Source organism: Clostridium sp. 1001275B_160808_H3, from assembly GCF_015550425.1.
In the GTDB taxonomy this organism is placed as follows: Bacteria; Bacillota; Clostridia; order Clostridiales; family Clostridiaceae; genus Clostridium.
The window spans coordinates 43,842-57,941 of sequence record NZ_JADNAT010000013.1 but is presented as its reverse complement, the minus strand read 5'-3'; the positions used below and the strand labels follow the sequence as shown (position 1 = coordinate 57,941).

Below are 14,100 nucleotides of genomic sequence, written 5' to 3'. Positions count from 1 at the left end.
TTCTCACCTCCTTACCATCCCATCATTTTTAAGAAATCCTCTGTAACTTCATTAATATTTATTGAGTTACCTTGTAAATATAGTTGTGTATAACAGAAAATACTTGCTACAACTAAATCTATCCTTGTTTTATTCTTATTTTCTTTTGCTAGCAATATATCATCTGTTGTTCTACCTTTTACAGTTGTAGTATTACTCATGCACCAATCTAATAGTTTATTATTTTCATAAAATACTTTTTCTAAATAAATATCATCTCTAAATTGCTTTATAGCTGGTGATAAATTGCTATATGTTTGCTTTAATAATATAACTTCATAATCCCTAGCTAGACTTTCCATCATCTGCATAGCATTGAATGGATCTGATACAATACATTTGATTTTACAATTATACTTAGTTTCTATGTTCCTTATATGTTCTTCAACTATTGTATAATTAACTATTGCACCAGGAGTTATAGTGCAGTATCCTTTTTCTTGATAACTTCTATAATCTATCTTTTCTCTTCTTTCTGGGAGTGTATCTTCTGGTAAAAATCCATGTGAAGTTAGATAATATTTATCATCTTCTTTATACATTATAGATACTGCAGTTAAGTCAGTAGTTAATGATAAATCCACTCCAACTATGACTTCTTTTCCTTCAAAATCTATATTATTAAGTGAGCCTTTCTTCCATTTTTCAAAATCAACATATCCATTTTCTAAAACTCCATTAAGTCTTTCATTTAGAATCTTAATTCTAAACTCTTTCATAGCACTTGGTATTTTTAAACCTTTTTTATATTCTTGCCTTAAGAAGTTTCTTCCATTTTCTAAACTCATTTGTAATGGATTGGCCTTCCACCAATTTAATTCATCATTAAAATCATCACCTTCATCAAGTTCAAAAAGTAATCCAAATGTATTTATTGTTTCATCATCTACACCTAATAAAATGCTCTTATGATATTCTAATAAATCATTAAACGCATTAAATTCTAAGTCATATTGAGTTGATATATAAATACTCAATCTATCCTTAGTTGACATTTGAGATAGTTTTAAGGCTCCTATTATAGTTCCATCTTCTTGGTTAGCAACTTCATCTACTATAAAGCTACTAAGTAATAAACCATTTATGTTATTTGCTTCTCCGCTTAAATGCTTTGTAGTACATTCATTTAATTTACATTCAATTTTATCTCTAGTGATTTTGAAGTGCTTTGCAATCAACGGACTAGCTTTTATAATTTCTACTATTGCATCTCTAACTAAAGCTGATATATCTCTTGTTTTTCCCGCAGTTGCATGTTGTGCAAATTTAGGACTTCTTAACATTATAAGAATTTCCGTTACTGCTGCCATAAATGATTTAGTAGCTTTTCTTCCTATTTCAAGATAAACCTCTTCAATCATTCTTTTTCTAAAGCCATTTTCATCTAGCTCTTTATAATACCAGCAGAAAATATTTTCCCAAATCATCATTTGAAATCCTGCTGCATAATCTAAAATAGGCTTATTGGCATAAAATCCAGTAGCATAATTTATAAGACTTAATAATTTATATATTGTTTCAGCTTCATTAAAATCAAAAAAACAAGGTAAATTAACCTTGCCTTCTAATCTATCTACATATCTTTTACATTCTAACTTAACCCACTTATTAGCTATAAACTTACCTTCAACAACTTGCTTGGCCCATTGATAACCTTTAAGGTCTTTCTTATCCATTTCTACCACCTGCTAAAACTTGTAGTAAAGGATCTTGTCTCTCTTGTTCTGCTTGTAGATTGATATTACCTAATTTTGCTCTGCTCTGTGGACTTAATGATAATTCATTACAACACCTAAAGAAGTCTTTAGTATATTCAGATTTAGCTTTCAATAAATCTTTATCATATATTCGATTTATATCCTTATTTATCATCTTCTCTATTTTTTGAAGCCTATCTATTGATATTGCTGCTTGAGATAATATATAAGTATCTAAATTACCAAGTATCCCACTTTCTTTTAATTGTTCTATAATATAATAAAATATTTTCTTTTGACTAGCATTTAAATGTGTTGGTGGGGAAATGTTATCTGCTCCACCTTTGAGTTTTTCTTCTGTTTCTAATCTTAACTCTTTTTCTTCTTTAGTTAAATTTTTATTCATTACTTTAACGCTTTTACTAGGTCTTACCACTTCCTCGCCTCCTTATTTTTTCATTTAGGGAATTTTGTGAAACTGAATCTCTACACGCACTCTCCAAGTGAATGTTCAATACTTTCTTGATACCCCCTACCCTTTCATGCTATTATGTCTCTTCTGGTGGCAACTCTCACACAAGCATACTAGGTTGTTTATATCTAATCTTCTTGACCAATCTTCTTTAATTGGTACTATGTGGTGTACTGTATTGTATGGTGTTATGACATTGTTATCTAAGCAATCTTTACATAATGCATGATCTCTTACTATTGCTAATTGTCTTACTGTGTTCCATTCCTTACTCTTGTAGAACTTATTATATTTACTATCTCTTTCATAAGTAGTTTGCTTATAGTATTTAATATTCTGTTTTCTTTCTAACTCTACTTTGCTTTTACATCCATCACATAACTTAATACTATAAGGTATTACTTTACCACATCTGCATATCTTCTTTAACATTGCTTTCCTTTATAGAGAATCTATTAATTATTTCTCTTTTCATTTCCTTAATGCTTAAGAATATATTCCCCTTTATAAATAGATTTGCACTTATATCTTTATATTCAAAGCTAACTTTAGTACCTACTAAAATATGTTCTACTATTCCACCTTCACAACTTATTAAATCTGTCTGAAGTCTAACATCAGTTATTCTTATATCCTCTTCTTTAATCTCATAAATATTACTTACTAATTCTAATCCATTGGGTATAAGAATAACTTTCTCTCTAAATTTTTTTGATAATTTCTCCTCTATTTCTCTTATATCTTCACTTTTACACTTAGACTTTAATCTAAATATCATAATATCCTCTCCTTTTATATAAAATAAAAAGAACCCTATTTCTAGAGTTCTTAAACCTATTCTATTTCTTTTATCTTTTTTGATATTTTCTTGTTATTTTCTTTTATTTTTTCTTCTACTATTTTATTTATATATTCTTCTAATGTTATATCTTCGTCCATTAATACCCTAGCTTTTGATACAACGTTATCAATTTCTTTATTTAACATACCCTCACCCCCTTTATTTTACAATTCTACATATAATTATAAATTCCTTCAAAAAAGCACCTGTTAAATAGTTGTTTTACAACTATAACAAGTGCTTTACTATAAAAGGGTATTGAGAATTTATGAGAGAGATTTTAGTGTATTTGGATCACCAACGGTTATCACACTCAGCACCTATCAATTAAGTTAATTCCATAATCTCGAAGGTAATCAACTTAACCCACCTGCAACCGCAAGCCCCAGAATGGATTTAAATTGCCATTCACAATTTCTATAATACTATAATAACACCTTTAATTTTAGATTACTTATAGCAATTATATAGTTTTTCTATAATTTTCTTTTATGTTCTCTAAATTCTCTCTATGCTAGATACTTCTCCATCTTCTTTATTGCTTCTCCTTCAATCTGTTTTATCCTGGAGTATGTCCTATTATATTTAATCTCTAATAATCCATATTTCTTTTGCTCTATCAATGCAGTTTCTACTATATCTCTTTCCTCTTCTTTTAATATAGTTAAAGCATTATCTATTCTTGCTATTTCTCTTTCCTTACTAGCTTTTAATCTTAACAACTTATCCTTTTTATCTAAGTGTTTCTCTGATTGTGTTTCTACACTAGAAGTTATCTTATATGTCTTTCCTGTTCTTTCTTCTAATCCTGCTCCTGTTATTCCTAGCATATCCTCTTCTAACTCTTGTAGCTTTATATCTATATCAACTATATCTGCTTTTAATTCTTTATATTTCTTTATTCTCTTTGCAGTATTCTTCATTTAATCCCTCCTATAGAGTGGACCATATAAGATCCACTCGTAATATATTTTTTATCATCTATATACCTAAATAGCTTTTTATTAGCTGCCATATTCCAAACTGAACTATAAAACCATCATCGTTCTTCTTAATCCTTAATGTTAAAAGTATTACAACAATACAAATGATAACTATAGATTTACTTATCTTTCCCATACCTTCTCCATCCTTTGCAATATTTCTGAATGACGCACTATTTATCAGAAATATTATTTCCACATTCATTACAAATTCCATCTTTATTTTTATAATCATTAAGAGTTATTACACGCTCACAAATATCACATTTATATACTCTTTCACCTTTTAAATTTATTAAAATTCCATCTTGTATCTCTACAGTTTCATCGCCATCTTTAGTATCATAATTTTCAAGACTCTCACAATCTGCATAATATAATGTTTCAACTGAAGCTCCACAATCTGCCAACCTATATAAGTATTCTCCTTCTAATGGTTCATCTACAGATAGAAATATATCTGTACCGACTTCTTCAACTATGCAACCATATCCAGTTAGTTCTAAATGCTCTTTATTAACTTCTTTGATAAATTCTTTTTCATTTACGAAAGCACTCTTTATCCCCCAAACTCTATCACCATCTTCGTTAAACCATATACTATTTATTCTCTTCATTTTCTTTACCTCCATTTATTTTATTTCGTAATATTTACAATTTACTCGTTCACTTTCTCAAATCCCGAACTCTTCTTTAAGCTCCTTTAAAACTTCTACAGTATTAAAATACCTTTGTTCTATCAAGTTAGGATTTTTTAATATTAACTTCCTTATATCATCTTTAAACTTACTTGTAGCTTCTAATTTAGATTCTATATCTTCCTCAAATTTATCTATATTGCAAAAGTACTTACTATCTACTGCTCCAGTTTTAGCAACTTTACCATTCTTAGCATATCTACTCATTTAGTTGCTCCTTAAACACATAACCTCTTTCATTCATCTTCTTTATATGTTTGTCCAAATCTCTATAGATCATATCCGTTGGTATTTCAATCATATTCATGCAGTTAAGTTTTGTTTGTACACTGTCCCAAAATTCCTCAATAGCATTATCAATATCTTTTTTCATTACAGCTTCATGAAATTCTTCATCTTCCTCGTAAGACTTTCTCATTTCATCATGTAAAGTTACATCTAGACTAGACTTTTCCATATCTAAAGGCTTTAATAATGCAACGCTTTCCTTTTCACTTGCTCCTTTTAAAAACATAATTATTAATATGACTGCTATTACCCATACCCCTATACCAATTAGAAACATTTACATCACTCCTCTATATAATTTAGAATCATCTATCATGAAGAAACTTCTCTTTCTACCCTTGTAATAATCCTCTCCAACCTTAATTTCTTCCTTCTTTATTCGCTCTTTCAATTTCCTTTTAGCTTCATCGTATTTTTCTTTTATAACCTCATTGAAAATATTTTTTATTGTGTTATGGCTTAAACTAGTTTTTCTTCTTAAATTGCTTATTATCTCTTCTCCTGTTATTACTCCTAAGTTAATTTCTATATATTCTCTTGCTATGTTTGAAGCGAACTCATTCCCTATCTTTGGCATGCTTATATCCTCCCAAACACCTTTTTAAATTCATCATAGAAGCTTTCTAATTCTGTTATATCTTTAAATGCAAGTTTGTACCCTTCATTCTCCAACGCTACTCCTACACCTGTTTTTGCTTCATACACACCGTTTCTACCTTTTAACTTAACTTCTTTTATGACAACTTCCTCTAATACTTCTAAAGTATCTGATTCTTTTGCTTCTGCCTTTTTGACAACATCGGTAATACGATCTTCTATTGATACTTCCTTCTCTAATTGTCTTGCTACTTCTGCTGCTATCTTCTTTGCATCTTCTTTTTCTATAGCTTTTTTAATATTCTTGTTATCTTCTAAAATATAAGCTGCTGCATCTTCTAACACTTTTTCATCATCTATCTCACCAAATATTCTATTAATCATATTCTTAGTAGCCTTAGGAAATTTAAATACAGTTTCCTCGATAACTTCCTTCCTGTTCTTTCCTTGTGCTATTAATCCCTTCATAAATTCTCTAACTTCCTTTTGTAACTTAGTCATATCAACATTCTCCTTTTCTAATATTTTCATTTTCTCTTTTTCATCTAGTATAAATTCTGTCATTAATATCTGAACTTTTCTTATTTCTTCAAATGTACATCCTTCACTTACTAAAACCGATATAAAGCTTCCATATATCAAATTTATAGCTTGCTCTGCCTTATCTTTTGTTATCTTATCTATAATTTCATTCATTCTCTTACTTTCATTTGCTGACAACTTCTTAACAAAATCTTTATCCTTATCTATTTCTCTATCTCTTTTTCTTCTCTCTTGCCTATTCATACTCCCTCCTATAGTCTTTCACACCGCTCTTTTAACGGACCATAAAAAGTACCATCTAGTTCTATAATGTAGTTATTCTCATGTTCAAATAAGAAGTTCCATACAGAACCTAAAGTAAATTTACTATTAAGTTCTGTACATTCTTCCTTGAATCTAATAAAACTAAATCCTAACTGTTCCATCAGAAAGGACAATCTTCTGTGTATTCTGGTGTCATATCATCATAAAAACCACCTTGATTATTTCCATCATTATTTGTTGGTCCGTCTTGCTTGTTATTGCCTTGTCCATTTCCTATAAACTCAAATGAATCTACTACTATATCAGTTGTATATCTCTTAGTTCCATCTTTAGCATCATAACTACCTGTTCTTATACTTCCTGTTACTGCTAGTTGCCTACCTTTAGTTAAATATTGTGCTATTGTTTCACCAGTTTTCCCAAAGGCTATACAATTTATAAAATCTGTCTCGTCCTTTTTAAAAGGTCTTGTTACTGCTAACCCAAATCTGCATACTGCTGTTCCAGTTCCTGCTGCAAAGTTTAATTCTGGATCCTTTGTTAATCTTCCAATAAGTATTACTTTATTCATTAATTACAATTCCTTTCTTCTATCTCTATATCTAAATTTTCACCTATAAAATCTATCAATATCTTAATCTCACTTAAATCTTCCACACATACAATTTGAGTTTTATCTTCAATCTTTACTTCTGCAAAGTCATAATAATAATCAACAATTATTTTTCTCATTACTTATTTCCCCCTTCTTATTCTCAGTGAAGCTTTTTGTTGCATTCTCTTTACATTATTTGTCCACTTTTTAAAGTCCTTATTTTTCCTAACTGCAAATATCTCTATTTTTAACTCTGCCTTACTTCTTCCACAAGCTATTATGTGATTAGTTCCCCTTTGCACTATTACATACTTAAACCATGGAAAACATAATCTAAGGTATGTTCTAAAATCACAATCTCTATAATTAACATCTTTTTTGTTTTTTCTTCTAATGTATGGCTTTAAATATGCACTTCTATACTTCCTCATTGGTTAGTTCCTCCTTATATGCCTTCCCGCAAAACGGACAATATCTATGGCTTACATTAGCCTTGCTTTTCTTTTCTTTAATTTCACCTTTTTTATTTTTATACTTCATATGCAATTGAATTTCTGAAACTGTTTCTAATACCACCTTATTTCCTTCAAATATAAAAGCTCCTGATAGAAATTCAACCCTTTCTATTTCCTTGCCCTCATAGTCCTTATTCTTTTCTGGTAACTTTTTAAAATCTTCTTGTATTTGCTTTATGCAATCACACATTATTCTCAATCTCCTTTTCTATTCTTTCAAACTCTATTACCCATACCCATGGATTGGCTTTATAAGAATAATTATTATAATCACTATCTTTTATTGTGCTGTTCCATAACCCTATAAATCCACCTCTTAATACATCTGGGGTATATTTATCATTAACATTAGGGAATCTTTGAATTACTCCTTCTTTTAAGGTCTCTTCTGTAGTAATATCTTGTAGCCTTTCTACTCTTACATTAGTTACCTTTAAAAATATTCTTGCTGCTTCTTTAGGCATATGAATACTTGGTTTCCAGTTTCCTTCATAAAACTCTGATGGATTACCTCTCTTATCCTCATCTGCTTTATATCCATAAAATTCAGCTATTCTGCAATTTTCACCTTTGCCTATTCTTTTTGTGTACTTCTTCCATGTTTCTCTTACATAAAGAATATCTCCTACTTTATAAGGTGGTCTTACATATTCATCTATATTTGCATTGCCTATATCTTCTAAACTTCCCCTACCAAAAGCAACTTTACCTTCATCCCCTTTAGGAACTGAACATGTTACAAATCCTATGAAGTCTTTGTTATTAGTTTTCTTAATAATTCTTCTAGTAACTGTCTTTCGTCCTTCAATTATTGCCTTAACCATTTCTGTGTTGAATAATATTGGTTTCTCACTCATTCTCTAAATCCCCCTTGTACAATTTCATCCATTCATCCAAGGTCATTGTTACTAGCCATTCTGACCTATCTTTTCTATGGAATACTGCTCCTAATTCATTCTCTTTCTTGTCTGCCTTAGCTTGGCTTATAGCATCATATATATTAAGTCTTTCTACTCTCTTACATTCAATGTGTATTCCAGGTAATCCAACTACATCTGCATCACCATTAGCACCACAATATTGTTGACCTCTTCTTGTTTGGTATCCATATTCTTTTAGCTTAGAAGATAATTCTCTTTCTCCTCTAGCTCCTTTTTGCTTACTATTAGTCACCTAATCACCTCTCTTAGTTCTTTATCTAACATATATAGTAATAGGTCTATATCCCAATCTTTCTAACCTTCTTATCTCAATTACAAAATCATCATATTTTTGAAAATTATCGTGGTTGCAGCTCTTTCCGTATAAGGGAAAGTTATAACCATTATTCATAGCTTCTTCTAATGTATATCTCTCACACTTATTGATATCTCCTGTATATCCTCCGAAACTTCTTTTCTCCTTATCTTCTGTTTTTTGTCCCCAGAACAATAAACCTCCATATATACTCTTATGTCTATTACACACAATTACATAATTCCTATCCATCTACTCACCTTCTTTATTGAAATTGACTATTATATGAGAATAGGAATATATAACTATGTTGGATTTACTCCTATTCTCCCTTATGTTTGAATTGCTAATTAAAGTTTTATTGCCTGTAATGGTTGCTTTACTCCTGCTGAATATGTCACTTCTACTTCCCTGCTCCATTCCAAAGTAGCTCCACAACCACAACATTCAAGCTCCCCACTATCGTCACTATATTCCCAACTATCACTGATTTCATATCCACATATAGGACATTTAATTTCATCTTCTCCACAATTCTCATCTTCTTCAGGATTAAATTGTTCAAGTTCTCTAATTATATATTTATTCCCTTGTGAGCAACATATCGAATAGAACTTACCTTCTAAATTTATTGCCCTTCCCCACAAGTCAATATCATCAGCTACAGACAACGTTTTATAAACTTTTACTTCATCCCAATCTTGAAATATATCTTTAAAATCATCATCCAAATATAGTTCAATCTTCTTCATTCCTATATCCTCCTAACTATTCTTTAACTCTACTCTTAACCATGTTAATTGTGATCTAATACAATCTATTTCTATCTTTAAGTTATCCATAGCATTTAAACATACATAGTAAGAATCCTTTGCTATATCTCTTTCTAATCTTAATTTAGCAACTGTTTCTTCTCCCTTTGCTAAATCACTTATTAGAGTTGTCTTATATCCTGCTAACTTCAAATTAAGCATTTCTTTTCTTAAAGCAATTCTATACTTATTCTCTGTATCATCTTTCTTTAAGGCTAATTGCTTTAATTGTGTATTTCCTCTACTAAGTGCTGCTATACATTGTTCTAATCTTTCTACTAATCTTTGAGGATTCATATTAATTACCTTCTAACAATTCTGGATTTTCATATATATTGCCTATTACTTCACTTCTGTATCCCGCTACATTTTTATAACCATCAAGTTTTACAAGTTGGTCTATTTCAACTTCATACATCAAAGGTTTCTTTATACATACTCCACTTGATATTAGAACAACTTCACCTATATGGTAGCCTTCAAAATTTTCTTCATTATCCCCATATCCTATTGTCTTATGATATGTTTGTTTAATTACATCTCCCTCGTATATTTCTTTTCCATTCTTATCTTTAAGTCCTGTATATTGCAAAGATTCATAACTTCTTTTGTACCAGTTCCAATTATCAGAAACAGAATTATTTAATACTGGTTTCATTTTCCCATTTACAATTGCTATTTCTTCAAAGTTCTCTATCCAATGATGCATACATTTATTTTCAACATCCCAGAATTTGATTTTTATATCCCTCATTATTTACACCTTCCTCTATAATCAATCTACCACCCATGCATTGCCTTATTACATCTTCCCTAACATATTTACCCTTCTGTAATGTTAAAAGCTTTAAAAGCCTATTTACTGCCTTATCTGATATTTGTAATACTTGATTTATTTCTTCTTTAGTTAAATACTGCTTGTCCAGTACTACTTCTAATTTATTTTGAAATTCTAGTTTAAGTTTTCTATTAAGTTTTGCCCCTTTACTTCCATGTACTCCATAAGTTCCTCTGTGGTGCTCCTGGCATAGATAAGCATAATTTAATTTACATCTTTCTAAGTTTTTATTTTCTGACCTGTAGATTATGTGATGTAGTTCTACTCCATAGCTTGAATAACATTCTCTGCAGAAATGTATTTCTCTAGTCATTTATATACCACTTGCCTTTTATTTCATCCACGTCAAAGGTATCATTATCTATCCATTCTTTTTCAAGTTTTGAATAATATTTATCTTGCTCATTTATTATTTTATATCTATAACTTATACTCTCTATTTCTTTACCTTCTTCATATGCCTTAAATGCTTCTTGGAAGATGTATTCTTTTCTTTGAAGTATGAATGTATCATCATTATCTATAGCAAAACTTCCCCTATCTGTATCTGTAAATACAAATCTTATTAATCTTCCTTTTCTATTTATTTCTTTTAAATTTCTAGCTAAACTTGCATTCTCCCAAACTTCACCCTCTTTTATATTTGCTACAACCTCTTTGAATGTTAGTTCCACTTCTTTTATCTCCTCAAAATAACCTCGAAGATTTACATTATGTTTAAAAAAATCTTCTGCTGAATCATAGCTAAAACTTTCACTTCCATTCTCCCATGTAGTTCTTCCATCTTCAAAAATATAAATCTTACCTTTGTATGCACTAGCTCCTGGTGCAATTGGTGAATTTTTAGTTTTTATGCATTTCAATTTAAAATCCATTTTTATCTCTCCTTATTCCTTCATAAATTTTTTCAATCTATAATTACAATCTTCCTTAAATGTAAGGCTAAATCTTTTCCCTGTAGTTTCTAATATCCTTCCTCCTAGTGCTTCATCTAACTCTAAAAGCATATTAGGAGTACATTCACTTGATATTATTGTTGGAAGGTAATTTAAATATCTATAATTAAGTATTGGATATATATGCTTCATATCTGTTTCACTTAACTCTGCTGCAATTCTTCCCTTTTTAACTTTATCTTTAAATAGATCATCTATTATTAAAACTTTGGCCCTAGTATATCTACTTAATAACTTCTCGTAATCTTCCTGGTACATTGCTAATGCTTTAAGTTCTTTTATAACTTCTAAATAAGGCATATAAACCACAGATATTTTCTTCTCTAATAGTGCCTTGCCTATAGCTAGTACAATATGAGTTTTCCCTGCTCCTGGTTGTCCAAGTAATGCAAAACCATTTTCTCTTGTATTTTTTATTTCATCAAAATTTCTTATATACTCTGCCGCTTTTTCTTTAACTTTCTTAGTTGAATCATTATAAGGCTCATATTCTCTAAGGAGTTTAATATCTTTTAGTTTTACACCGAAGTTTTCCCACAAGCTTTCTACATGCGCCAGTTCATAACATTCACATCTTTTATAACCTTCTTCTCCAGCTATCCAAGTTGTATCTTTGCATTTAAGGCATTTATACGGATTACTCGAACTCATATTTATCCCACTTGCTCGCATTTGACTTAATATCCTGTCTAGTGCTTCCATCTGCCCCCTCCTTGTAACCTTCTGTTTTCCAATTCTCTAATATCCCTTTAAGATAAGAATAAGTTCTCTTGCTTCTTTGATTGCCTATCTCTATAGCCTTAGTTACCCACTCTATAGAATAAATCTCAACATCAGCTAATAATTTATCTAATAAAGTTTTATTTAAAGTTCCATAACCATTACTGGTCCAGATAGACGACAACTGACGACATATATTCTCTATCTCTCTTTCTTTATCTTCTTCTTTATCTTTATCTCTTTCTTTATCTCTTTCTTCTTCTTTATCTATTGCGTTACTTTCCGTTACTATGTCGTTACCTGTAACGTTACTATCTAATAACTTTTGTTTTTCTCTGTATTTAGCAACCCTTTTTCTATTTTGCTCTCTGATTTTTTCAAGTCCTTCTATGTTCTGGTGCTCCTCCCATCCAGTTACATAAAGATTGCTTTCATCAAGATTTATCATTCCTAACCTCATTAGGGAAGTTAAAGCTAGTTGTATAGTAGTTATTTCAAAGTCAAACTCTGCTGCTAACATATCCTGAGTATAAGGAATATTTTCTGTTAGAAAGATATATCCGTTTGCATTACATTTACCAGCTTTAGCAAGTAACATTACCCATATTAGAACTATCTTATCTCCTTCTGGTAAAGTCCTTAGATACTTAATCTTTGCATTATCAAACATATCTGTGTTAAGTTTTATCCATTTTACTTCTGCCATTACTTGCCTCCCTTTTTCTCATAGCCATTACAAACTATGTCATACTCCTCCTTAGTTAAATCCTGTATCTTTTTATTAAATTTACTTAGTATTTGCTTATCTACATTAGCCTTATCATATCCAGCCTTAAATCCTAATGCATATCCTCTTTTAACTTGCGCTTCACTTAATCCTTTTTTATTGCCTTTTCCTCTACCAGATGTATCTCTACCATCTGGATCATCTACGTCTGTTGGTGCTTGGAAAAATTTTAATATAAAATATCTTTCGGCATAAGTTAATCCACTTCCAAAAGCCTTGGATATATCGTCTTGAGCTCCATATAATTGCCATGGTACTATTAATGTTTCTTCTGGATTCTCTGCATTAATCCACTTATAAGACATTTCTCCGCTTATTATATGGTCAGTACATTCTTTTCCTTTAGCGTTAACATAATCATAAGTGCTTGATATTGTGTTTTTAACTTCTGGAACTAATAGAACTCCTAAACTATCCATTTTTTCTCTTATCTTCGCTATAGCTTGGCTACCACTTACATACTTATATCCATATCCTTCTGTGTCTTTACTAAAGTTGATAACATCTTTTCTGATTTCAACTAATTTCTGATATAAATTCATTTCCTACCTCCTAGAATGGTATTATTAATCCTTTCTCTATCTCATATAGTAAACTTCTTAACTGCTTATCTACTCCTTCATAATCCTCATTTTTAAGGTATTCTAGAGTTAATCCAAGCCTAACTATTAATGCAAGTTTATTATCTTCATCCATGACTACTCCACCTTTACTGTTATAGTTTCAGTTTCTTCTATTCTTACACCAGGAATAACTTCTCCTGTTTCTGTATTTACTCCATCCTTAAATGTTTTCTTAAGTTCTGTTTTATCAACTTCTTCTTTAACTCTTATGCAGCATGATCCATTTTCTTTAAGGTAATCTAGTAACCCCTTCTCATCATCATAGAACCATTTACTAGACTTCCTAGCTGTAACTTTTCCATATGGTGTAGATAGTTTAAATTTCTTATCCTTTGCTTTTTCAGCTCTATAAAATTCTTCTAGTAAGTAGCTAAAATATTCTTTGTCCTTTGCATATTGTTCTAGTTCTTTTTCTTTCCATGCATTAACTCTATTTATTTCTTCTTCTGCTATAACCTTCATTTCAGCTTCTTTATTTTCTATTGCTCTAAGCTTTCTAAATGCCCATGTAGCACCTTCTAAATTTTCTATTTTAAAACCTTCTCTTTGTTCTACTAAATCATTTTGTAATAATGTGTTTTCCATTCTTAAATCCT

General features: G+C 30.2%; 29 protein-coding genes and 1 pseudogene. All 30 read right to left on the bottom strand.

Annotated elements, in window-relative coordinates:
* Positions 1–11 precede the first annotated feature (11 nt).
* Complete coding sequence (locus I2A75_RS11195) at positions 12–1,715, bottom strand: terminase TerL endonuclease subunit (RefSeq protein WP_195264548.1); 1,704 nt, start codon at positions 1,713–1,715, stop codon at positions 12–14.
* Entirely contained in the window at positions 1,708–2,142 is a 435-nt protein-coding gene (locus tag I2A75_RS11190; RefSeq protein WP_207733812.1) for a phage terminase small subunit P27 family, read from the bottom strand. The genes I2A75_RS11195 and I2A75_RS11190 overlap by 8 nt, the downstream gene beginning before the upstream one ends.
* Before the next feature lie 126 nt (positions 2,143–2,268).
* Complete coding sequence (locus I2A75_RS11185; RefSeq protein ID WP_195264546.1) at positions 2,269–2,640, bottom strand: HNH endonuclease signature motif containing protein; 372 nt, start codon at positions 2,638–2,640, stop codon at positions 2,269–2,271.
* Positions 2,612–2,986, bottom strand: a complete 375-nt coding sequence (locus I2A75_RS11180) for a hypothetical protein (RefSeq protein WP_195264545.1) — start codon at positions 2,984–2,986, stop codon at positions 2,612–2,614. The genes I2A75_RS11185 and I2A75_RS11180 overlap by 29 nt, the downstream gene beginning before the upstream one ends.
* 56 nt (positions 2,987–3,042) lie before the next feature.
* Positions 3,043–3,195 carry a hypothetical protein gene (locus I2A75_RS11175; RefSeq protein WP_195264544.1) on the bottom strand — a complete coding sequence of 51 codons (153 nt, stop codon included), beginning with the start codon at positions 3,193–3,195 and terminating at the stop codon, positions 3,043–3,045.
* A 363-nt stretch (positions 3,196–3,558) separates the two neighbouring features.
* On the bottom strand, positions 3,559–3,972 hold the full coding sequence (locus I2A75_RS11170) for a hypothetical protein (protein WP_142691636.1): 414 nt from the start codon (positions 3,970–3,972) through the stop codon (positions 3,559–3,561).
* Between the two features lie 58 nt (positions 3,973–4,030).
* Entirely contained in the window at positions 4,031–4,168 is a 138-nt protein-coding gene (locus tag I2A75_RS11165) for a hypothetical protein (RefSeq protein ID WP_195264543.1), read from the bottom strand.
* Between the two features lie 37 nt (positions 4,169–4,205).
* Positions 4,206–4,649, bottom strand: a complete 444-nt coding sequence (locus tag I2A75_RS11160) for a hypothetical protein (RefSeq protein ID WP_195264542.1) — start codon at positions 4,647–4,649, stop codon at positions 4,206–4,208.
* 57 nt (positions 4,650–4,706) lie between these two features.
* Positions 4,707–4,937 carry a hypothetical protein gene (locus tag I2A75_RS11155; RefSeq protein WP_195264541.1) on the bottom strand — a complete coding sequence of 77 codons (231 nt, stop codon included), beginning with the start codon at positions 4,935–4,937 and terminating at the stop codon, positions 4,707–4,709.
* The gene (locus I2A75_RS11150; protein WP_195264540.1) at positions 4,930–5,295 is read right to left on the bottom strand and encodes a hypothetical protein; all 366 of its coding nucleotides are present in this window, start codon (positions 5,293–5,295) and stop codon (positions 4,930–4,932) included. Before I2A75_RS11150 ends, I2A75_RS11155 begins: the two co-directional genes overlap by 8 nt.
* Positions 5,296–5,595 carry a hypothetical protein gene (locus I2A75_RS11145; protein ID WP_195264539.1) on the bottom strand — a complete coding sequence of 100 codons (300 nt, stop codon included), beginning with the start codon at positions 5,593–5,595 and terminating at the stop codon, positions 5,296–5,298.
* A gap of 2 nt (positions 5,596–5,597) precedes the next feature.
* Positions 5,598–6,401 (bottom strand): hypothetical protein, encoded by an 804-nt coding sequence (locus I2A75_RS11140; RefSeq protein ID WP_195264538.1) that lies wholly within the window; start codon positions 6,399–6,401, stop codon positions 5,598–5,600.
* Between the two features lie 8 nt (positions 6,402–6,409).
* Entirely contained in the window at positions 6,410–6,583 is a 174-nt protein-coding gene (locus I2A75_RS11135) for a hypothetical protein (protein ID WP_195264537.1), read from the bottom strand.
* 68 nt (positions 6,584–6,651) lie between these two features.
* Positions 6,652–6,993: pseudogene (locus I2A75_RS11130) on the bottom strand (single-stranded DNA-binding protein); the annotation flags it as partial.
* On the bottom strand, positions 6,993–7,154 hold the full coding sequence (locus I2A75_RS11125) for a hypothetical protein (RefSeq protein WP_195264535.1): 162 nt from the start codon (positions 7,152–7,154) through the stop codon (positions 6,993–6,995). The pseudogene I2A75_RS11130 and the gene I2A75_RS11125, both read right to left, overlap by 1 nt.
* A gap of 3 nt (positions 7,155–7,157) precedes the next feature.
* The gene (locus I2A75_RS11120) at positions 7,158–7,448 is read right to left on the bottom strand and encodes a hypothetical protein (protein WP_195264534.1); all 291 of its coding nucleotides are present in this window, start codon (positions 7,446–7,448) and stop codon (positions 7,158–7,160) included.
* Positions 7,435–7,722 carry a hypothetical protein gene (locus I2A75_RS11115; protein WP_195264533.1) on the bottom strand — a complete coding sequence of 96 codons (288 nt, stop codon included), beginning with the start codon at positions 7,720–7,722 and terminating at the stop codon, positions 7,435–7,437. The genes I2A75_RS11120 and I2A75_RS11115 overlap by 14 nt, the downstream gene beginning before the upstream one ends.
* Positions 7,715–8,389: a hypothetical protein gene (locus tag I2A75_RS11110; protein WP_195264532.1), complete on the bottom strand. Its 675-nt coding sequence runs from the start codon at positions 8,387–8,389 to the stop codon at positions 7,715–7,717. Before I2A75_RS11110 ends, I2A75_RS11115 begins: the two co-directional genes overlap by 8 nt.
* The gene (locus I2A75_RS11105; RefSeq protein ID WP_195264531.1) at positions 8,382–8,705 is read right to left on the bottom strand and encodes a hypothetical protein; all 324 of its coding nucleotides are present in this window, start codon (positions 8,703–8,705) and stop codon (positions 8,382–8,384) included. Before I2A75_RS11105 ends, I2A75_RS11110 begins: the two co-directional genes overlap by 8 nt.
* 21 nt (positions 8,706–8,726) lie before the next feature.
* A complete protein-coding gene (locus I2A75_RS11100) occupies positions 8,727–9,020 on the bottom strand; it encodes a hypothetical protein (protein ID WP_195264530.1) in 294 nt (97 codons plus the stop codon).
* A gap of 98 nt (positions 9,021–9,118) precedes the next feature.
* Positions 9,119–9,520 carry a hypothetical protein gene (locus tag I2A75_RS11095; RefSeq protein ID WP_195264529.1) on the bottom strand — a complete coding sequence of 134 codons (402 nt, stop codon included), beginning with the start codon at positions 9,518–9,520 and terminating at the stop codon, positions 9,119–9,121.
* Positions 9,521–9,532: 12 nt separating this feature from the next.
* On the bottom strand, positions 9,533–9,877 hold the full coding sequence (locus tag I2A75_RS11090; RefSeq protein WP_195264528.1) for a hypothetical protein: 345 nt from the start codon (positions 9,875–9,877) through the stop codon (positions 9,533–9,535).
* A gap of 1 nt (position 9,878) precedes the next feature.
* Positions 9,879–10,334, bottom strand: a complete 456-nt coding sequence (locus tag I2A75_RS11085; RefSeq protein WP_195264527.1) for a YopX family protein — start codon at positions 10,332–10,334, stop codon at positions 9,879–9,881.
* A complete protein-coding gene (locus I2A75_RS11080) occupies positions 10,300–10,731 on the bottom strand; it encodes a hypothetical protein (RefSeq protein WP_195264526.1) in 432 nt (143 codons plus the stop codon). The genes I2A75_RS11085 and I2A75_RS11080 overlap by 35 nt, the downstream gene beginning before the upstream one ends.
* Positions 10,724–11,293: a hypothetical protein gene (locus I2A75_RS11075; RefSeq protein WP_195264525.1), complete on the bottom strand. Its 570-nt coding sequence runs from the start codon at positions 11,291–11,293 to the stop codon at positions 10,724–10,726. Before I2A75_RS11075 ends, I2A75_RS11080 begins: the two co-directional genes overlap by 8 nt.
* Before the next feature lie 12 nt (positions 11,294–11,305).
* Positions 11,306–12,076 (bottom strand): ATP-binding protein, encoded by a 771-nt coding sequence (locus I2A75_RS11070; protein ID WP_243242150.1) that lies wholly within the window; start codon positions 12,074–12,076, stop codon positions 11,306–11,308.
* A complete protein-coding gene (locus tag I2A75_RS11065; RefSeq protein WP_195264524.1) occupies positions 12,012–12,800 on the bottom strand; it encodes a phage replisome organizer N-terminal domain-containing protein in 789 nt (262 codons plus the stop codon). Before I2A75_RS11065 ends, I2A75_RS11070 begins: the two co-directional genes overlap by 65 nt.
* The gene (locus tag I2A75_RS11060; protein ID WP_195264523.1) at positions 12,800–13,423 is read right to left on the bottom strand and encodes an ERF family protein; all 624 of its coding nucleotides are present in this window, start codon (positions 13,421–13,423) and stop codon (positions 12,800–12,802) included. The genes I2A75_RS11065 and I2A75_RS11060 overlap by 1 nt, the downstream gene beginning before the upstream one ends.
* A gap of 10 nt (positions 13,424–13,433) precedes the next feature.
* On the bottom strand, positions 13,434–13,577 hold the full coding sequence (locus tag I2A75_RS11055) for a hypothetical protein (RefSeq protein ID WP_195264522.1): 144 nt from the start codon (positions 13,575–13,577) through the stop codon (positions 13,434–13,436).
* Positions 13,578–13,579: 2 nt separating this feature from the next.
* The gene (locus I2A75_RS11050) at positions 13,580–14,089 is read right to left on the bottom strand and encodes a host-nuclease inhibitor Gam family protein (protein ID WP_195264521.1); all 510 of its coding nucleotides are present in this window, start codon (positions 14,087–14,089) and stop codon (positions 13,580–13,582) included.
* Positions 14,090–14,100: the final 11 nt, after the last annotated feature.